The 18,747-nt window shown below is 73.1% G+C and carries 15 protein-coding genes; 13 read left to right on the forward strand and 2 right to left on the reverse strand.

What is annotated here, in order from left to right; all coding sequences use genetic code 11:
* Positions 1 to 60: 60 nt before the first annotated feature.
* The 11 genes from rplU to ACGF15_RS24295 all read left to right on the forward strand — a co-directional run bounded on the left by rplU (position 61) and on the right by ACGF15_RS24295 (position 13,607).
* On the forward strand, positions 61 to 381 hold the full coding sequence (gene rplU, locus ACGF15_RS24245; protein ID WP_147986440.1) for a 50S ribosomal protein L21: 321 nt from the start codon (positions 61 to 63) through the stop codon (positions 379 to 381).
* Positions 382 to 395: 14 nt separating this feature from the next.
* Positions 396 to 650: a 50S ribosomal protein L27 gene (rpmA, locus tag ACGF15_RS24250; RefSeq protein WP_164333991.1), complete on the forward strand. Its 255-nt coding sequence runs from the start codon at positions 396 to 398 to the stop codon at positions 648 to 650.
* Positions 651 to 794: 144 nt separating this feature from the next.
* The gene (gene obgE, locus ACGF15_RS24255) at positions 795 to 2,231 is read left to right on the forward strand and encodes a GTPase ObgE (protein WP_345610665.1); all 1,437 of its coding nucleotides are present in this window, start codon (positions 795 to 797) and stop codon (positions 2,229 to 2,231) included.
* A gap of 147 nt (positions 2,232 to 2,378) precedes the next feature.
* Positions 2,379 to 3,359 (forward strand): UDP-glucose 4-epimerase GalE, encoded by a 981-nt coding sequence (gene galE / locus ACGF15_RS24260; RefSeq protein WP_392801880.1) that lies wholly within the window; start codon positions 2,379 to 2,381, stop codon positions 3,357 to 3,359.
* A 268-nt stretch (positions 3,360 to 3,627) separates the two neighbouring features.
* Positions 3,628 to 5,667, forward strand: a complete 2,040-nt coding sequence (locus tag ACGF15_RS24265; RefSeq protein WP_392801883.1) for a glycosyltransferase family 4 protein — start codon at positions 3,628 to 3,630, stop codon at positions 5,665 to 5,667.
* Positions 5,668 to 5,830: 163 nt separating this feature from the next.
* Complete coding sequence (locus ACGF15_RS24270) at positions 5,831 to 7,375, forward strand: SDR family NAD(P)-dependent oxidoreductase (RefSeq protein WP_392801886.1); 1,545 nt, start codon at positions 5,831 to 5,833, stop codon at positions 7,373 to 7,375.
* Positions 7,376 to 7,507: 132 nt separating this feature from the next.
* Positions 7,508 to 9,577 (forward strand): hypothetical protein, encoded by a 2,070-nt coding sequence (locus tag ACGF15_RS24275; protein WP_362610241.1) that lies wholly within the window; start codon positions 7,508 to 7,510, stop codon positions 9,575 to 9,577.
* Between the two features lie 199 nt (positions 9,578 to 9,776).
* On the forward strand, positions 9,777 to 10,844 hold the full coding sequence (locus tag ACGF15_RS24280) for a glucose-1-phosphate thymidylyltransferase (protein WP_392801889.1): 1,068 nt from the start codon (positions 9,777 to 9,779) through the stop codon (positions 10,842 to 10,844).
* Complete coding sequence (gene rfbB / locus ACGF15_RS24285; protein WP_345610648.1) at positions 10,841 to 11,827, forward strand: dTDP-glucose 4,6-dehydratase; 987 nt, start codon at positions 10,841 to 10,843, stop codon at positions 11,825 to 11,827. Before ACGF15_RS24280 ends, rfbB begins: the two co-directional genes overlap by 4 nt.
* Positions 11,824 to 12,735: a dTDP-4-dehydrorhamnose reductase gene (rfbD, locus tag ACGF15_RS24290; RefSeq protein ID WP_392801893.1), complete on the forward strand. Its 912-nt coding sequence runs from the start codon at positions 11,824 to 11,826 to the stop codon at positions 12,733 to 12,735. Before rfbB ends, rfbD begins: the two co-directional genes overlap by 4 nt.
* Positions 12,736 to 12,812: 77 nt before the next feature.
* On the forward strand, positions 12,813 to 13,607 hold the full coding sequence (locus ACGF15_RS24295; protein ID WP_345610646.1) for a class I SAM-dependent methyltransferase: 795 nt from the start codon (positions 12,813 to 12,815) through the stop codon (positions 13,605 to 13,607).
* 117 nt (positions 13,608 to 13,724) lie between these two features.
* Here the strand turns inward: ACGF15_RS24295 and rfbC are convergent, their stop codons facing one another.
* Together rfbC and ACGF15_RS24305 are read right to left on the reverse strand one after the other, a co-directional pair.
* Positions 13,725 to 14,321: a dTDP-4-dehydrorhamnose 3,5-epimerase gene (gene rfbC / locus ACGF15_RS24300; RefSeq protein ID WP_345610644.1), complete on the reverse strand. Its 597-nt coding sequence runs from the start codon at positions 14,319 to 14,321 to the stop codon at positions 13,725 to 13,727.
* 182 nt (positions 14,322 to 14,503) lie between these two features.
* Complete coding sequence (locus ACGF15_RS24305) at positions 14,504 to 16,612, reverse strand: glycosyltransferase family 2 protein (protein WP_392801897.1); 2,109 nt, start codon at positions 16,610 to 16,612, stop codon at positions 14,504 to 14,506.
* Between the two features lie 261 nt (positions 16,613 to 16,873).
* Between ACGF15_RS24305 and proB the strand changes: the two genes are divergently transcribed.
* A complete protein-coding gene (proB, locus tag ACGF15_RS24310; RefSeq protein ID WP_345610637.1) occupies positions 16,874 to 18,001 on the forward strand; it encodes a glutamate 5-kinase in 1,128 nt (375 codons plus the stop codon).
* A gap of 142 nt (positions 18,002 to 18,143) precedes the next feature.
* Positions 18,144 to 18,644, forward strand: coding sequence for a hypothetical protein (locus tag ACGF15_RS24315; RefSeq protein WP_392801900.1), 501 nt, complete (start codon positions 18,144 to 18,146; stop codon positions 18,642 to 18,644).
* Positions 18,645 to 18,747 lie beyond the last annotated feature (103 nt).

The following is an 18,747-nucleotide window of genomic DNA, read 5'->3' on the forward strand; positions in this document are numbered from 1 at the left end:
CCCCGGCCCGTGTGGGCGGCTGGCATCAGGGGTTCCGTTCCGAGCGAGAGAGAGATCCGCGTGTACGCCATCGTGCGCAGCGGTGGTCGCCAGCACAAGGTTGCTGTCGGCGACATCGTTGAGGTTGACAAGATTTCCACCGCCCAGGTTGGCGACACGGTCGAGCTCTCGACCCTGCTCGTTGTCGACGGCGACGCCGTGACCAGCGACCCGTGGGTGCTGGCCGGTATCAAGGTCACGGCCGAGGTCGTGGACCACCACAAGGGCGCGAAGATCGACATCCTTCGCTACAAGAACAAGACCGGCTACCGCCGCCGCCAGGGTCACCGTCAGCAGTACACGGCGATCAAGGTCACCGGCATCCCCGCGGCTGCGAAGTAAGGGACTGAGGAGAGATGGCACACAAGAAGGGCGCATCGTCCACCCGGAACGGTCGCGACTCCAACGCTCAGCGGCTCGGCGTGAAGCGCTTCGGCGGCCAGGTCGTCAGCGCCGGTGAGATCCTGGTCCGTCAGCGTGGCACCCACTTCCACCCCGGTGCGGGCGTGGGCCGTGGCGGCGACGACACCCTGTTCGCGCTCCTGCCCGGTGCCGTGGAGTTCGGCACCTCCCGTGGCCGCAAGGTCGTGAACATCGTTCCGGTCGCCTGACCGGTTCTCCACGAGGGGCGGACCTCACTTCCCGGCAGGGAAGCGGGTCCGCCTTTCGCGTGTTGAGAGACAGAGAGACAGACGGACCCCTCGGTCCCATCCGCAGTCGCGCAGTACCCATCGTTCTCACTGGAGGCACCACCCATGACCACCTTCGTGGACCGCGTCGAGCTGCATGTCGCCGCGGGTAGCGGAGGCCACGGCTGCGCCTCCGTGCACCGGGAGAAGTTCAAGCCGCTCGGCGGGCCCGACGGCGGGAACGGCGGACGCGGCGGGGACGTGATCCTGGTCGTGGACCAGTCGGTCACCACCCTCCTCGACTACCACCACAGCCCCCACCGCAAGGCGACCAACGGCAAGCCCGGCGAAGGCGGCAACCGCTCCGGCAAGGACGGCCAGGACCTGGTCCTGGCCGTGCCCGACGGCACCGTCGTGCTGGACAAGCGGGGCAACGTGCTGGCCGACATGGTCGGCCAGGGCACCACCTACATCGCCGCCGAGGGCGGTCGCGGCGGTCTCGGCAACGCCGCCCTCGCCTCGGCCCGGCGCAAGGCCCCCGGCTTCGCCCTGCTCGGCGAGCCCGGCCGGGCGGGCGACGTGGTGCTGGAGCTGAAGACCGTCGCCGACGTGGCCCTGGTGGGGTACCCGAGTGCCGGCAAGTCCTCGCTGATCTCGGTGCTCAGCGCCGCCAAGCCGAAGATCGCGGACTACCCCTTCACCACCCTCGTGCCGAACCTGGGCGTCGTCACCGCCGGGTCGACCGTCTACACCATCGCCGACGTGCCGGGGCTCATCCCCGGTGCCAGCCAGGGACGCGGCCTGGGCCTGGAGTTCCTGCGCCATGTCGAGCGCTGCTCGGTCCTCGTGCACGTGCTCGACACGGCGACCCTGGAGTCCGACCGCGACCCCGTCTCCGACCTCGACGCCATCGAGGCCGAACTGCGCGAGTACGGCGGCCTCGACGACCGCCCGCGCCTCGTCGTCCTCAACAAGGTCGACATCCCCGACGGCCAGGACCTCGCCGACCTGATCCGCCCCGACCTGGAGCAGCGCGGCTACCGGGTGATCGACGTCTCCGCGGTGGCCCGCAACGGGCTCAAGGAGCTGTCCTTCGCGCTGGCCGAGATCGTCGCCGAGGCACGTGCCGCCAAGCCCGTCGAGGAGGCCACCCGCATCGTGATCCGGCCGAAGGCCGTGGACGACGCCGGGTTCACGGTCACCGCCGAGGCCGAGGGCCTGTACCGGGTCCGGGGCGAGAAGCCGGAGCGCTGGGTCCGCCAGACCGATTTCAACAACGACGAGGCCGTCGGCTACCTCGCGGACCGGCTCGCCCGGCTCGGTGTGGAGGAGGAGCTGATGAAGGCCGGCGCCCGGGCGGGCGACGGCGTCGCCATCGGCCCCGAGGACGACGCGGTCGTCTTCGACTGGGAGCCGACCATGCTGACCGGGGCCGAGATGCTCGGCCGCCGGGGCGAGGACCACCGCTTCGACGCCCCCCGGCCCGCGGCGCAGCGGCGCCGGGACCGGGATGCGGAGCGCGACGAGGCGCAGCGGGAGTTCGAGGGCTTCGAGCCCTTCTGAGCACTGCGGCGTTCCGGGCCCGGTGTGCGGGGGAGGCGCTCGGCGGGTCCTCCGCGCAGCTCGCCGCCGGCCCCGGAGGACACCGGAGAGCGCGGTGGCTTCCCCCACCCCGCCCCGGGCCGGTCGGGCTCCTCCTAGAATGACCCGATGACGTGGATGATCACCGGCGGTGCCGGCTACATCGGTTCGCACGTGGTGAAGGCCATGGCCGACGCCGGGGAGCGCGTGGTCGTCCTCGACGACCTGAGCACCGGCGACCCGGCGCGGCTCCCCGCCGGCGTTCCCCTGGAGCGCGGTTCGGTGCTGGACGGGGAGCTGGTGGCGCGGGTGCTGCGCGACCACGCGGTGGACGGGATCGTCCATGTGGCCGGCAAGAAGCAGGTCGGCGAGTCCGTGGAGCGTCCGCTCCACTACTACCGGGAGAACGTCACCGGTCTCCAGACCCTGCTGGAGGCGGCCGCGGATGCCGGGGTGCGCCGCTTCCTGTTCTCGTCCTCCGCCGCGGTCTACGGCATGCCCGATGTCGACCTGGTGACGGAGAGCACCGAGTGCCTCCCGATGAGTCCGTACGGCGAGACCAAGCGCGCGGGCGAGTGGCTGGTGCGGGCGACGGGCCGCGCCCACGGCATGGCGACCGCCTCGCTCCGCTACTTCAACGTGGCCGGAGCCGTGTCCCCGGAGCTGGGCGACCCGGGGGTCTCCAACCTGGTGCCCATGGTCTTCGAGCGGCTGGACGGGGGTGAGCGGCCGCTCGTCTTCGGCGACGACTACGCCACCCCCGACGGCACCTGTGTGCGCGACTACATCCATGTCGAGGACATCGCCTCCGCCCATCTGGCGGCGGCCGGCCGGCTCGCCGAGGACCCCGCCGCCGAGCTGGTGCTGAACATCGGCCGCGGCGAGGGGGTGTCCGTCGCCGAGATGATCCGGCTGATCTGCGAGGTCACCGGCCATGTGGACACCGAGCCCGAGATCGCGCCCCGCCGCCCCGGCGACCCGGCGAGGGTGGTGGCCTCGGCCGACCTCATCCGCCGGGAGCTGGGATGGACCGCCCGCCACGACGTGCGGCGGATGGTGGAGTCCGCCTGGCAGGGGTGGCGGCTGCGCCATCCCGGCCCCCGGGGCTGAGCGCCGCCTCCCTCCGACGCCCGAGGGGCGTCCCTTCCGCCGCCGCCCGCGCACCGTCCACGGTCGCGCGGGCGGCGGCGTACGTTCACCCGAACGGGCCTGGCGGGGAAGCCGAAGGGTGCGACCTTTCGGGCATACTGGGCGCGCGGTCGCCGGGGCCGCCGACGCCCGGGAGGCCGTCGTGCGGGCGCCGGGGAGGCCGAGGCCACGCCCGCCGCGCACACGTGCGGGACGCTTCCCGCGCCCGGGCAGGAGTGAGCTGAGCGCCATGAAGGTCTCCTTCCTCATCCACACCGTCTACGGCATCGGCGGGACGATCCGCACCACCCTGAACCTCGCCGGGGAGCTGGCCGACCGGCACGAGGTGGAGATCGTCTCCGTCCTCCGCCACCGGGACGAGGCGGCCTTCGCCCTCGACCCCCGCCTGCGCGTCGTGCCCCTCGTGGACACCCGCCAGGGCAGCGCGGACCGGGCGGACCCCCTGTACTCCGAGCCCGCCCGCGTCTTCCCCCGTGCGGAGGCGCGGTACCGGGAGTACAGCCGGCTGACCGACGAGCGCGTCCGCGAGCACTACGCGGGCTCCGACGCGGACGTCGTGATCGGCACCCGCCCCGGGCTGGTCGCCTACGTGGCGCGGTTCGCGCCGCCGGACGCCGTGCGCGTCGGCCAGGAGCACATGACGCACAACCACCACAGGGCGGCGCTGCGGGAGGAGATGTACGAGCACCTGGACGCCGTCGACGCCTTCGTCACGGTCTCCGAGGGGGACGCGAGGGCCTGGCGGGAGAAGATGCCCCTGCCCGCCACCCGGGTGCTCGCCATCCCCAACAGTGTGCCGGAGCCGGTGGTGCCCCCGTCCGACGGCACCGGCAGGACGGTCGTGGCGGCGGGGCGGCTGTCCGCGGAGAAGCAGTACGACGTGCTGGTCGACGCGTTCGCCCGGGTGGCGGCCGCCCGGCCGGGCTGGACCCTGCGCATCTACGGCTCCGGCGACCGGCGGGAGGACCTGCGCCGGCAGATCGACGCGCTCGGCCTCTACAACGCGGTCCATCTGATGGGGCCGCGCTCGCCGATCGAACCGGAGTGGGCCAAGGGCTGCATCGCGGTCTCCACCTCCCGCCACGAGTCCTTCGGGATGACCCTGGTCGAGGCGATGCGCTGCGGTGTCCCGGTGGTGAGCACCGACTGCGACTACGGGCCCCGGGAGATCGTGCGCGACGGGGTCGACGGCCTGCTGGTCCCCGTGGGGGACGCCGGGGCGGTGGCCCGGGCGCTGCTGCGGCTGATCGACGACGAGGGCCTGCGGCGCGGCATGGGCGCCGCCGCCCTGCGCCACGCACGGCGCTTCGACCCGGGGGTGGTCGCCAAGCAGTACGAGACCCTCTTCGGCGAACTCGCCGCGAGCGCCGGGGAGCGGGCGCCGCTGCGCGGTGCCGCCCCCGCGGCCGACTGCACAGTCGCCGAGGACGGCTCCCTGCGGGTCGACCTCCTCGCCCCGCTGCCGTCCGGCTTCGGCCCCGGGGCCCGTCTGCTGTGCGCCAGCACCGGCGCCCGGACCGAGGTCCGCTCCTTCCCCTTCGACGCGGCGGGCTCGGCCCGGGTCCCGGCCGGGGAGGACGTGCCGGAGGGGGTGTGGAGCGTCTATGCGGAGCTGCCCGGCGGATACCGCCGCCGGCTGGCGGCCCGGGTGGTGGACCAGCGCGGTGCGCTGCACGCCGCCCGGCGCCCCTTCGGGGGCGAGGGCGTGCGGATCCTGCTGCCCTACGAGGACGAGGCCAGGGGCGGGGCCCTGGCGCTGCGGGCCTGGCACCGGCCGGTGCACGCGGAGGTCGCCTCGGTCCGTGTCTCGGGCGGCGGTGCGGTCTCGGTGGAGGGGGCCCTCTTCGGGGCGCTCGGCGGGGCCGGCGGGCCGGAGCCGTCCGGCCGGCCCGTGCTGCTGCTGCGCCGCCGCGGCGCGCCGGAGGAGGAGCTCGCCTTCCGGGGTGCCCGGGTGGGGCGCTACGGCTTCCGCTTCCGGTTCCCCTCGGCCGCGCCCGCCGCGCGCCAGAGCACTCCCCACGACGTCTGGGACCTGTACGTGCGCTGGGCTCCCGGGGGGCCCGGCATCCGTATGGCGGGGCTCCTCGACGACGTGGTGGCGAAGAAGCAGGTCTATGTCTTCCCCCGGACCGTGCTGCCCAGGAGGCGGGAGGGCGGCCGTGCGCGGGCCTGGGCGAAGCGGCTTCTCGGCAGGCCCGTGAAGGAGGTCCGCGTGCACGTGTATTACACGGTCTCCAACGATCTGGCACTCAACGTGGTGGACATGTAGCCATCTCTTGTTTCGATCTGGAATGATTCATTCCGGTGTGGTGGGTGCCCGGCGTCGCACGAGCGTCACCATGCGGTCACGCCCTTCCTCGAAATACTCGGAGGTAGGGGTTTTATTCGAATCTTCGGGGGAGTGACAACGCCTTGCGGGAGGGTAAACACAAATGCAAGCATCAGCTCGCTCCCCCGCCTCCACGAGATTGGTGCCGCCGTCCGTGCAAGATCTGGTCACTTCCCGAAACACGGCCGTCCTCCTCGCCGGCGGTACCGGGCAGCGTGTGGGGCTGTCCATTCCCAAGCAGCTGCTGAAGATCGCCGGAAAGGCCGTCATCGAACACACCCTGGCGGTGTTCGAGCGTGCGGGGTGCATCGACGACATCGTGGTGATGATGGCCCCGGGCTATGTGGAGGACGTCGAGAAGATCATCGCCAAGGCGGGGTTCGCCAAGGTCTCCGCGGTCATCGAGGGCGGCGCCACCCGCAGTGAGACCACCGAGCGCGCCATCGCCGCCCTGGGGGAGGGCCTGGCCGAGGGCGAGGACCGCAACGTGCTGTTCCACGACGCCGTCCGGCCGCTGCTCTCCGAGCGCGTGATCGAGGACTGCGTCGCCGCCCTCGACCGCTACCAGGCCGTCGACGTGGCCATCCCCTCGGCGGACACCATCATCGTCACCCGCACCCACGGGGAGGACGGCGAGTTCATCACCGACGTCCCGGACCGCTCCCGGCTGCGGCGCGGTCAGACCCCGCAGGCCTTCAAGCTGTCCACGATCCGCCGGGCCTACCGCATCGCGGCCTCGGACCCGAAGTTCCAGGCCACCGACGACTGCTCGGTGGTCCTGCGGTACCTCCCGGACGTGCCCATCCACGTGGTCGCGGGCGACGAGTACAACATGAAGGTCACCCAGCCCGTCGACGTCTTCATCGCCGACAAGCTCTTCCAGCTCGCCTCCACCGCGGCCCCCGGCACCGGTGACGAGGCCGCCTACCGGGAGCTGCTGCACGGCCGGACCCTGGTCGTCTTCGGCGGCTCGTACGGGATCGGCGCGGACATCGCGGCGCTCGCCGAGTCCCACGGCGCGCGGGTGTACGCACTGGGCCGCTCCACCACCGGCACGTACGTCGAGAACCCCGAGCACGTGGAGGAGGCCCTGGCCAGGGCTTATGCGGAAACCGGCCGGATCGACCATGTGATCAACACCGCCGGGGTGCTGCGCATCGGCAAGCTCGCGGAGACCGACGCCGCCGCCATCCAGGAGGCGCTGGACGTCAACTACCTGGCCCCGGTGCAGATCGCCCGCGCGGCGCACAAGTACCTCGCCGAGACCCGGGGCCAACTGCTGCTCTACACCTCCAGCAGCTACACCCGCGGCCGCGCCGAGTACAGCCTGTACTCCTCGACCAAGGCCGCCATGGTCAACCTCACCCAGGCCCTCGCCGACGAGTGGGCGGCCGACGGGATCCGGGTGAACTGCGTGAACCCGGAGCGGACGGCCACCCCGATGCGGACCAGGGCCTTCGGTGCCGAGCCCCCCGGCTCCCTGCTCTCCTCCGAGGCCGTCGCACGGACCTCGCTGGACGTGCTGCTGTCGGAGCTGACCGGTCATGTGATCGACGTCCGCCAGCAGGACCCGACGCGCGGGGCCGGCGAGGCCTCCGGGTTCGAACAGGCCCTTGCCGCCGTCCTCGACCGCCATGAAGACTGCTGAGGCCCGCCGCCGGGTCGACGCGCCGGGCCTCCGCGGACGCTGCGGGGGCCCCGTGCTTTGGCGGGCACGCGCGGCTTCTTCCCAGGGAATTCTCAGAAAAGCGCACACGGTACCGTCTGGAGCAGGTTCCTCGTGATCTCGAAAGCCATTCGTCTGGCCCGCGTGGGCAGTGGGCCCGAGCTGGCCGCCGCGATTCTTCTGACGCTCGCCTTCCCGAGCGTCATGCTCGCGGCAATAATCCCGAGCGTCTGGCTCTTCGCGTTCGCCGTTGCGATCAGCTATGCCGCCGACTGGTTTCTGCACCACCGGTCCAGTTATCTGATCAACAGGCTCAGCAAGGTCCGCGCCGGGCTTTCCATCAGATTCCTCGTACGCGAACTCCTGCTGGTCCTGCTGCTCGCCCGCGTCGGGCGGGCCGAGGACACGGTCTTCTATGCGACCGTCGCCTGCCTGCTCGCCTTCTACGGCCTCCAGGCGCCCCAGGGGGCCATGGTCACCCTGCTGCGGCTGCGCCGCAGGCTGCCCGTGGTCACGCGCAACGTCGACCTGTCCGGGATCCGCATCCCCGACGCGCCGCCGCCGGTCCTGATACACCGCAGCGGGCAGAAGATGCTCCACCTCGACGTCTTCGTCTTCGCCGGGGTGCTCGCCGCCCTGCTGACCGGGGAGGACGCCTACGCGTACGCGGGCCTCGGACTGACGCTGGCCCTCGCCACCGCCTACCTCGCCGCCCTGATGCCCCGGCTGCGCGCCTCCCGGCTGCCCGACCCGCCGCAGAAGGTGCTGGAGGGCGTCGACGCCTGGCTGCGCCGGTACCGGCCCACCGTGATGCTCTACTTCTCCGGCTCCAAGGACTCGGCCTACCAGGTCAACATGTGGCTGGACACCCTGGAGCAGCTCGGCGGCCGCCCCCTGATCGTGCTGCGGGAGCGCAACCTCGTCCCCCAGCTCGCCCGCACCTCCGTCCCGGTGCTGTGCGTGCCGGGCGGCGTCCACCTGATGAACCTGGACCTGACCTCCGTGCGGGTGGCCCTGTACGCGGCCAACGTCGGCAAGAACATCCACATGCTGCGGGTGCCGACCATGAAGCACGTCTTCATCGGCCACGGCGACAGCGACAAGCTCGCCAGCGTCAACCCGTTCAGCAAGGTCTACGACGAGGTGTGGACCGCCGGCCGGGCCGGGCGCGACCGCTACGCACTGGCCGACGTCGGCGTGCGCGCCGAGGACATCGTCGAGGTGGGCCGGCCGCAGCTGGCACCCATCCGCCCCTGGCGGGGCGGCCCCCGCCGCTCCGTCCCCACCGTGCTCTACGCGCCCACCTGGGAGGGCTGGGACGACAATCCGGGCAACACCTCGCTGATGCTCGCGGGCGAGGCCATCGTGCGGCGGCTGCTGGACTCGCCCTCGCCGGTGCGCGTGCTGTACCGGCCGCACCCCTTCACCGGCACCCGCGACCCACGGGCCGCCGCCGCCCACCGGCGGATCCTCGCGATGATCGAGCGGGCGGCCGCCGAACGCGCCCGGGAACCGCGGTGGATCCGCGAGGCGGCCGGGAGCGCCGCCGAGCGGGAGGCCGCCCGCGCCGAGCTCCGGGGCGTCGAGGCGCGCCTGGCCGAGCTCGCCGGGAGCATCCGCGCGGGCGGCCGCGACGAGGCCGAGGAGTCCCGCGACGCGGTGGCCGACCCGCCGTGCGCGGCGGAGACCGCCCGCCTGGAGCACCAGTGGAACGACGCCTACTGGCGCTCCTTCGGCTGGTGGGAGCACCGGGTCGTCACCGAACCCCGGCTCTACGACTGCTTCAACCGGTCCGACGCCATGGTCTCGGACATCTCCAGCGTGGTGTCCGACTTCATCGCCACCGGCAAGCCCTATGCCGTGACCGACTCCGCGGGCCTCGGCCCGGCCGAGTTCGCCCGCCAGAACACCGCCGTGCGCGCCGGCGTGGTCCTGTCGAACAGCGCCGTCGAACTGGATCAGCTGCTCGGGGCCGTCACCGATCCCGCCTCCGACCCGCTCGCCGAGGCGCGGCGGGAGCTGAAGCAGTACCTGCTCGGCCCCGACGAACCCCCGGCCATCGAGCGGTTCCGCTCGGCCGTCACCGCGCTCGCGGGCGCCGCGGAGGCCCGCAACGCCCGGGCGCTCCAGCGCGCGGCGGCCCCGGAGCAGGCCCCGGGGCTCGACGACACGCCCGTCGCCTGACGGTCCTCCGCCGTCGCCGCCCGCGCCGCCGCCCTCCCTGCACGCGGCGGCGCGGCCCGCCCTGGCGCCTCGCACTCCCGAGCGACGACACCCCCCTCGGAGCGGGGAACGCAACGGGGCACAGTGAGACATAGGTAACATCGAGGCGCCGCGGCGATGACCGCCGGACGACCACTCTTCCGACGCTTGGGCAGGGGCAGTGAAGGCACTCGTACTCTCCGGAGGGGCCGGCACACGACTGCGGCCCATCACCCACACCTCCGCCAAGCAGCTGGTGCCCGTCGCCAACAAACCCGTGCTCTTCTACGGCCTGGAGGCGATCGCGGAGGCGGGCATCACCGAGGTCGGGGTCATCGTCGGGGAGACCGCGGCGGAGATCGAGGAGGCCGTGGGCGACGGCTCGCGCTTCGGCGTCCGGGTCACCTACATCCCCCAGGAACGCCCCCTCGGCCTCGCCCACGCGGTGCGCATCGCCCGGGACTTCCTCGCGGACGAGGACTTCGTGATGTACCTGGGCGACAACTTCATCGTGGGGGGCATCAGCGGCCTGGTCGACGCCTTCCGGCGGGAGCGGCCCGACGCCCAGATCCTGCTGACCAGGGTGGCCGACCCCACCGCCTTCGGCGTGGCCGAACTCGACGGCTCCGGCCGCGTGGTCGGACTGGAGGAGAAGCCCGAGAAGCCCAAGAGCGATCTGGCACTCGTCGGCGTCTACCTCTTCACCCCCGCCGTGCACGCGGCGGTCCGGGCCGTCCGGCCCTCCTGCCGCGGCGAGCTGGAGATCACCCACGCCATCCAGTGGCTCATCGACCAGCGGTGCGACGTCCGCTCCACCACCATCGCCGGGTACTGGAAGGACACCGGGAACGTCACCGACATGCTGGAGGTCAACCGCTCGGTGCTGGAGACCGTGGAGCCCGCCGAGGAGGGGAGCGTCGACGGCACCAGCGAGATCATCGGCCGGGTCCGCGTGGAGCGGGGAGCGCGGATCGTCGGCAGCAGGATCGTCGGCCCCGCCGTCATCGGTGCGGGCAGCCTCGTGCGGGACTCCTACGTCGGGCCCTTCACGTCCGTCGCGGACGGCTGCCGCATCGAGGACAGCGAGATCGAGTACTCGATCGTGCTCCGCGGCGCCTCGATCACCGGGGTCCGCCGGGTCGAGGCCTCCCTCATCGGGCGGGACGTCGAGGTCACACCCGCCCCGCGCAACCCCTCGTCCCACCGACTCGTCCTCGGCGACCACAGCAAGGTGCAGATCTCCTCATGACCACCAGGATCCTCGTGACCGGCGGAGCCGGCTTCATCGGCTCCCACTACGTCCGGACGCTCCTCGGTCCCGGCGGCCCCGGCGACGTCCGCGTCACCGTGCTGGACAAGCTGACCTACGCGGGCAACCCGGCCAACCTCGCCCCGGTCGCGGACGACCGGCGCTACACCTTCGTCCGGGGCGACATCTGCGACGCGGACCTCGTGGCCAAGCTCATGGCCGAGCACGAGGAGGTCGTCCACTTCGCGGCCGAGTCCCATGTGGACCGCTCCATCGGCGACGGCGCCGAGTTCGTCCGCACCAACGTCCTCGGCACCCACACCCTGGTCGACGCGGCGCACCGGGCGGGCGTCTCGGTGTTCGTGCAGATCTCCACCGACGAGGTCTACGGCTCCGTCGACGAGGGCTCCTGGACCGAGGAGCAGCCGCTGGCCCCGAACTCCCCCTACTCCGCGGCCAAGGCCTCCGGCGACCTGGTGGCCCTGTCCTACCACCGCACCCACGGCCTCGACGTCCGCGTCACCCGCTGCTCCAACAACTACGGGCACCACCACTTCCCGGAGAAGATGATCCCCCTGTTCATCACCCGCCTCCTGGACGGAGGGAAGGTGCCCCTGTACGGGGACGGCCGCCATGTGCGCGACTGGCTCCACGTCGACGACCACGTCCGGGGAGTCGAGCTGGTCCGCACCGGGGGCCGCGCCGGGGAGGTCTACCACATCGGCGGCGGCACCGAGCTCTCCAACCGGGAGCTCACCGCCCTCCTCCTCGACGCCTGCGGCGCCGACTGGGACACCGCCGTGGAGCACGTCCCCGACCGCAAGGGCCACGACCGGCGCTACTCGGTGGACTGCACCAAGATCCGCGAGGAACTCGGCTACGCCCCCCGCACCGACTTCGCGACCGGACTGGCCGAGACCGTGCGGTGGTACCGCGACCACCGCGACTGGTGGGAGCCGCTGAAGGGGCGGGCGGCGCTGTGAGCACCTGGCTGGTCACCGGCGCGGGCGGCATGCTCGCCCAGGACGTGCTCGGGCGCCTCGCCGCCCAGGGGATCGGGGCGGTCGGACTGGACCGTGCCGCCCTGGACATCACCGACCCGGACGCGGTGCGCCGGGCGCTGCGCCGCCACCGTCCCGAGGCCGTCGTCAACTGCGCCGCCTGGAGCGACGTCGACGGCGCCGAGGGCCAGGAGGAGGCCGCACACCGGGTCAACGCCACCGGCCCCCGCCACCTGGCCGAGGCCGCCGGGGAGACCGGTGCGGTCCTGCTGCACCTGTCCACCGACTACGTCTTCGCCGGCGACGCGAGCCGGCCCTACGCGGAGGACGCCCCGACGGCACCGCGCGGCGCCTATGCGCGCGGCAAGCGGGCCGGGGAGCGCGCGGTCCTGGAACTGCTGCCCCGCACCGGCCATGTGGTGCGCACCGCGTGGCTCTACGGTGCGGGCGGCGCGAACTTCGTCCGCACCATGATCCGGCTGGAGGGCGAGCGGGAGACCGTGGACGTCGTCGACGACCAGCACGGCCAGCCCACCTGGAGCCGCGATCTCGCCGATCTGCTGCTGAGGCTCGGCCGGGGTGCGCTCGCCGGGACCGTGCCGCCCGGGGTGCACCACGGCACCAGTTCCGGCGAGACCACCTGGTACGGGCTGACCCGCGAGGTCTTCCGGTTGCTCGGCGCCGATCCCGGCCGGGTGCGCCCCACGACCAGCGCCGCCTTCGCGCGCCCCGCGCCGCGGCCCGGCTACAGCGTGCTGGGCCACGAGGGGCTGCGCAGGGCGGGGGTCGAACCTCTTCGCGACTGGCGTGCGGCACTCGCAGAGGCGTTCCCCTGCCTGGTGGCCGCAGAACGCGGAAAGAGCCGCGAAAGGCATGCTACCCGGCGGTAGAAGTTTACGTTCCCATATCGGCCGCGCTAACTTCGCCAGGAATCAACACAATTGGTTCCCAGGAAAGGGAAGACCCAGTGGACCGCCACGAATTCCTGCGTCGTCTGCACCGCGTCCTCAAGCCCCGGACCTATGGTGAGATCGGGGTCAACGACGGGCGCAGCCTGGCGCTTTCGCGTGTCCCGTCGGTGGCGGTGGACCCGGCGTTCCGGATCGTCACCAGCCTGAGCTGCGACGTCCACCTGGTCCGGTCGACCAGCGACGACTTCTTCGCCCGCCGGGATCCGCTGCAGCACCTGCGCACCGGGCGCAATCCCTTCCGTGCGCTCGCCCGCAGGGACCCCATGGCGGTTCTCGGAGAGCAGCCCCGGCTGGAGCTGTCCTTCATCGACGGAATGCACCTGTTCGAGTTCGCATTGCGTGATTTCATGAATATCGAGCGGCATTCCCGCTGGTCCAGTGTGATCGTCCTGGACGACATGCTCCCCCGAAACGTCGACGAGGCTGCCCGGGACCGCCATACGACGTACTGGACCGGTGACGTCTACAAGGTCGTCCAGGTGCTGCGCCGGTTCCGCCCCGACCTCGTCGTGCTGGAGGTCGACACCGCTCCGACGGGCGTGGTCGCCGTGTTCGGGGCGGACCCGGGGAGCACCGTGCTCGCGGACGCCTACGACCGGATCGTCGAGGAGTACGTCGCGCCCGACCCCCAGGACGTCCCCGAGGAGGTGCTCACCCGGAAGAACGCGGTGGCCCCGGAGGCGCTGCTCGGGGCGGACCTCTGGCCCGGACTGGTCAGGGCCCGCACCCTGCGCAGGGGGCGGGCGGCCTTCGCGCCGGTGCGCAGGAGCCTGGACCGGCTGGCCGGCTGACCGCCGCCCGGCGGCTCCCCACGTCCGCACCTCCGGTGCGCCGGGACGGCGGGTGCGCCGGGGGAGGCCGGCCGCCGTGCGGCGGAGCGCCCCGGGGCCTGCGGCCCCGGGGCGGACTCATGCCCCGCCGAGCCGCCGGTAGTGGGCCACGCAGGCGTCGTAGTCGGGCAGCAGACCCCGCCGCTCCGCCTCGGACAGGGCCGGCGCCGCGGCGTCCTTCTCCGAGAGCAGAGGCTCGACGTCCGCCGGCCAGGCGATGCCGAGTCGCGGGTCCAGCGGGTCGATGCCGCGCTCCCGCTCCGGTGCGTAGCCCTCGGAGCACAGGTACACCACCGTGGCGTCGTCCGTGAGCGCCATGAAGGCGTGCCCCAGCCCCTCTGCCAGGTACAGACAGCGGTGGTCGGCGTCGTCCAGGCGGACGGCCTCCCAGCGGCCGTAGGTCGGAGAGCCGACCCGGACGTCCACGACGACGTCGAGGACGGCGCCGCGGACGCACGACACGTACTTCCCCTGCCCGGGCGGCACATCCGCGAAGTGCACGCCCCGCAGCGTGCCGCGGCGGGAGACCGAGCAGTTGGCCTGCGCCAGACTCAGCGGGTGGGCGGCGGCGCCGCTGAAGTCCGGCGCCCTGAACCACTCGTGGAAGCTCCCGCGGGTGTCACGGAACACCCTCGGCTCATGGGCCCAGGCCCCGGCGATGGAGAGCTGCCGCATCCGATCACGTCCTCGCTGTCGTTCCGACCGCTGTCGTCGCACCCTGGGCCCCGCAGGGCCGCACCGCCGGTGCTCGTCCGGCCGTGCGGGGAGCCTGCGGGCGGCCGGGTGCCCTCCCTCCCTCTCCCCGTCCCCCCCCGGTGGTGCCCGCCCCGGCCCGCGGGGCCGGGCACCACCGCACCTCAGCCGAGGACCCGCGCGGCGAGCCGGCGGGCCTTGCGCCGGCCCGCCGGGGGCAGTCGCCGCACCACCGGCCCCGCCACCGCCTTGAGCACCTGCCTCGCCGCCGAACGGCGCTGCTCGGACGCCAGACGGCGGAGCACGGCCGGTTCGGGGGAGGCCAGCGTGCCGTCCGTCCGGAGCCTGCCGGCGCGGTCCACCTCCGCCCCGCACAGCGGCAGCAGCGGCCCACCCGGTCCGTCCAGCCGCACGCACAGCAGCCAGCTGCCCTCGGGTGCCCCCGCCGCCTGGCGCGGCACCGTCAGATGGGCCCGCCCGAGCCGGGGCCGCAGAGTGCCGGGGAAGGTGTGCACCGCGACGGGCTCCGCCATCCCGTCCCCCTCCGCGGGCTTGGCCAGGGCCAGCTCGGGCTGCCCGGAGCCGCACCCCGTGCCGGAGCCGGTGGTGGAGGCGGTGAACAGGTCGAGCCGCAGTTCCACCGGGGCCCCCGGCATCCGCTGCACCCTGCGGCCCCGCAGCTGGGGCACGGTCCGCTTGCCTCGGCGCGCCACGTCGAGGGTCAGGTTGCCGTGCGGATCGGTGAAGTAGGGGATCACCGAGCGCGGACCGTCGGAGAGCAGCGCGGGCAGGCAGCGCTCGTCCACGTGCCCCGCCCGGTCGGCGCCCACCCGCGCCTTCCGTACGAGGCCGAGCCCTCGGACGGTCACCCAGGCGTCCCAGAAGCCGCGGGGCAGACTGCCCCGGCCCGAGCGTCCGCCCTCGGTCGCGAGCTCGCCGGTTCCCCGGAGCACCACCTCGCAGCGGCCGTCCGCCCCCTCCGGGGCGGTGCCGCCGTCCACGACCTCCGCGGTGAAGGTCGCGCGGCAGTACCACTCGACTGCGGTCTCCCGGTCGCGCAGCGACAGCTCGGCCGTGAAGGCGCCCAGATCGTCGGTGACGTCGATCGGCGCCGGCAGGGCGTGTGCGTCGGCCTCCGGCGCGTCGGCCTCCGGCGCGGCGGCCAGGGACGGGTCGAGCAGGACCCGCCCGCCGCGGCGCACCAGGGGCAGGGCCTCCCGGCCGGGGCCGCAGGCGAGGCGGGCGGTGAGGCCGATCGCGATCCGCCCGTCCGGCCGCCACTCCAGATCCTCCAGGCGGACCGCCCCCTTGACCGCGGAGGCGAACCGGGCGAGGGCCACCAGCCCCTCGGCGTCCCCCGCCCGCAGCAGCTCCGACCTCATCCGGAGCATCGGCCCCAGGCCCTCGTGCACGGCGTCCGTCATGAAGTCCCGCGCCAGCGGACGCACCGCCTCGACCATCTCCCGCAGGTAGTCGCCCCCGTAGGTGAGGACCGCCGGCTCGCTCAGCCGGCCCAGCATCTCCACCCGGTAGAAGCGCCGCAGCACCCGGTCCCTCAGCGGGCCCGGCTCGATCCCGTCGACCACCACGTCGAGCACCTCGCGGAGGTTCCCGTAGTAGCCGGCGGGCACGAGCCGGGCCGAGCCGGCGTTCTTCCCGTCGTCCCGCCGGGAGTAGTGGTAGCAGGTGTACGAGCCGAGGATCGAGACCACCCGGGCCGGGATGTACGCCCGCATCATGTACAGCTGGTCCTCCAGCCGGCGCTTGCCCTCCGGGTAGGCGATGCCGTGCTCGCGCAGGAAGGCGGTCCGGAACATCTTGTGCGGCGTGAGGCTGTCGAACAGCGGCGCGTTGCGCAGGGTGCAGCGCTCGCGGTCCCTGCGGAAGACCCCGTGCGGCACACCGCGGAAGTCGCTGGCGACCTTGCCCATGACGATGTCCGAGCCGTTGCGGTGGCCCATCGCGTACAGACGGCGGAGGGCGTCCGGGGCCAGCCGGTCGTCCTGGTCGAGGAACTGCACGTACTCGCCCACCGCCTCCTCCACCCCGACGTTGCGGGGCTTGCCCGCCCAGCCGGAGTTCGGGATGTGGACCACCCGTACGTGGGAGTGCTGTTCGGCCAGTTCGTCCAGCCGCGCGGATGTCCCGTCCGTCGAGCCGTCGTCCACGAAGAGCGCCTCGAACTCCCCCGGGGGCAGTGTCTGCCCGAGCAGCGAGGCGATGCAGGGGTCGAGGTACTTGCCCGGGTTGTACACCGGGATGACGACACTCACTTTGACCGACACCATGTGCCCCGTCTCTTGTGGAAGCCCGAGTCAAGGAAGGAAACGGCCGGGGGGCGGGACGCTGCGGGCCCGGCCGCCGCCCTCGTGGCCGTCCACCCGATGGTGCAGCAGAAAACAGGACAACTCCGCCATGTAGTACGTGTGTTCCCCCGCTCGTGGCGGCGCGACGGGCGGGCCGCGGCGCCGGATGCCTGTCCAGCGGACGGACCGGCCGCGCGCCCGGGCACCGCCCTGACATAGATTCGGCGTGTGACAGTGGCAAGACAGCAGGTGACGCAGGCCCGGAGGATCGTCGTCAAGGTCGGTTCCTCGTCCTTGACCACGGCCGCCGGGGGGCTCGACGCGGATCGGGTGGACGCGCTCGTCGACGTCCTCGCGAAGGTGCGCAGCGGAGGTGAGAAGGAGATCGTGCTGGTCTCCTCCGGCGCCATCGCCGCCGGCCTCGCCCCCCTCGGCCTCGCCCGCCGCCCCAAGGACCTCGCCCGCCAGCAGGCGGCGGCCAGCGTCGGGCAGGGGCTGCTGGTCGCCCGCTACACGGCCTCCTTCGCCCGCTACGGCGTCCGGGTCGGGCAGGTGCTCCTGACCGGCGACGACACCAGTCGGCGCGCCCACTACCGCAACGCCTACCGGACCATGGACCAGCTCCTGGCGATGGGCGCACTGCCCGTCGTCAACGAGAACGACACCGTTGCCACGGACGAGATCCGCTTCGGTGACAACGACCGGCTCGCGGCCCTCGTCGCCCATCTCGTCCGCGCCGACCTGCTGGTGCTCCTCTCGGACGTCGACGGCCTGTACGACGGCGACCCGTCCCGCGCCGGCACCTCCCGTATCGAGGAGGTCCGGGGCCCCAAGGACATCGCCCATGTGCAGATCGGCAGCGCGGGCAAGGCCGGTGTGGGGACCGGCGGCATGGTGACCAAGGTGGAGGCGGCCCGGATCGCCGCCGCCGCGGGCGTGCCGGTCGTGCTGACCTCGTCCAGCAGGGCGGCCGACGCCCTCGCCGGCCGGGACACGGGCACGTTCTTCCACGCCACGGGACGCCGCTCGGCCGACCGGCTGCTCTGGCTGGCGCACGCGTCCACCCCGAGGGGGGCGCTCACCCTCGACGACGGGGCCGTCCGGGCCGTGGTCGAGCTCAGGAAGTCGCTGCTGCCCGCCGGGATCGCCGCGGTGGACGGGGAGTTCACCGCGGGGGACCCGGTGGAGCTGCGGGACGCCACGGGCCGGCCGGTGGCGCGGGGGCTGGTCAACTTCGACGCCAAGGAGCTCCCCCAGCTGCTGGGGCGCTCCACGCGGGACCTGGCCCGCGAACTCGGCCCGGCCTACGAGCGGGAAGTCGTACACAGGGACGATCTCGTCGTCCTGGAGCCCTGACCCGCCCCGAAAGGGCGGAAAGTGCCGCCCTCCCGCAGAGACCTTTACCAAAACGGCCCCACCGCCTGCCGTGGGCTGGTCAACTTTGTTGCGGACCCGAGGGATCCACGGGTCCGCAACGACCAGCAACAGGAGGCGGCCGGTGAGACGAGCGCGCCCTGGGGACACGCCCCGCGCCAACGGGAAGCCCTCCCTCGCCCGGCGGGCGGCAGGCGAGGAGCGGACGCTGACCAGCGTCCTGGATGCCACCGGTGGGGCGGGGGCTCCGGCGGCGGAGCACGGCGGCGCCCGGGAGCAGCCGCTGTCCAGGCTCTGGCACATCACACTCAGCGTCTCCGGGCCGGAAGAGCCGCTGAAGGAGGTGCGGCGAGGACTGGAGCAACTGGCGCGGGACCACCCGTTCCTCCTCACCAGCCGCTACGCCAACGACCACGCGGAGATCCGCTACTGGGAGGAGGCGCGCGACCTGCACGACGCGGCTGCCGTGGCGCTGCGCCTGTGGGGGGAGCACCGCTCCACGGCACAGCTTCCCCCCTGGGAGATCGTCGGCCTGGAGGTCGTCGACCGGCAGACCTACCACCAGCGGGTCGCCGAGGGGTACGGGCCGCCTCCGGCCTCACCGGTGGGGGTCCACCCCTTCTGATCCGGCCCGGCGCCCCGGACGCGGCACCGGCCGCTCCGCGGGGCGGCGCGACGGCGGAGGAGCCGGTGGAGGAGCCGGTGGCGGCGCCCGACACGGTCGCCCT

Source organism: Streptomyces sp. NPDC048001 (genome assembly GCF_043203115.1).
GTDB classification, from domain to species: Bacteria; Actinomycetota; Actinomycetes; order Streptomycetales; family Streptomycetaceae; genus Streptomyces; species Streptomyces sanyensis.

Bases quoted from the DNA above. Each gene is read 5' to 3' on its own strand.
- rpmA (WP_164333991.1), top strand. From the start codon at position 396: ATGGCACACAAGAAGGGCGCATCGTCCACCCGGAACGGTCGCGACTCC.
- obgE (WP_345610665.1), top strand. From the start codon at position 795: ATGACCACCTTCGTGGACCGCGTCGAGCTGCATGTCGCCGCGGGTAGC.
- galE (WP_392801880.1), top strand. From the start codon at position 2,379: ATGACGTGGATGATCACCGGCGGTGCCGGCTACATCGGTTCGCACGTG.
- ACGF15_RS24265 (WP_392801883.1), top strand. From the start codon at position 3,628: ATGAAGGTCTCCTTCCTCATCCACACCGTCTACGGCATCGGCGGGACG.
- ACGF15_RS24270 (WP_392801886.1), top strand. From the start codon at position 5,831: ATGCAAGCATCAGCTCGCTCCCCCGCCTCCACGAGATTGGTGCCGCCG.
- rfbB (WP_345610648.1), top strand. From the start codon at position 10,841: ATGACCACCAGGATCCTCGTGACCGGCGGAGCCGGCTTCATCGGCTCC.
- rfbC (WP_345610644.1), bottom strand. From the start codon at position 14,321: ATGCGGCAGCTCTCCATCGCCGGGGCCTGGGCCCATGAGCCGAGGGTG.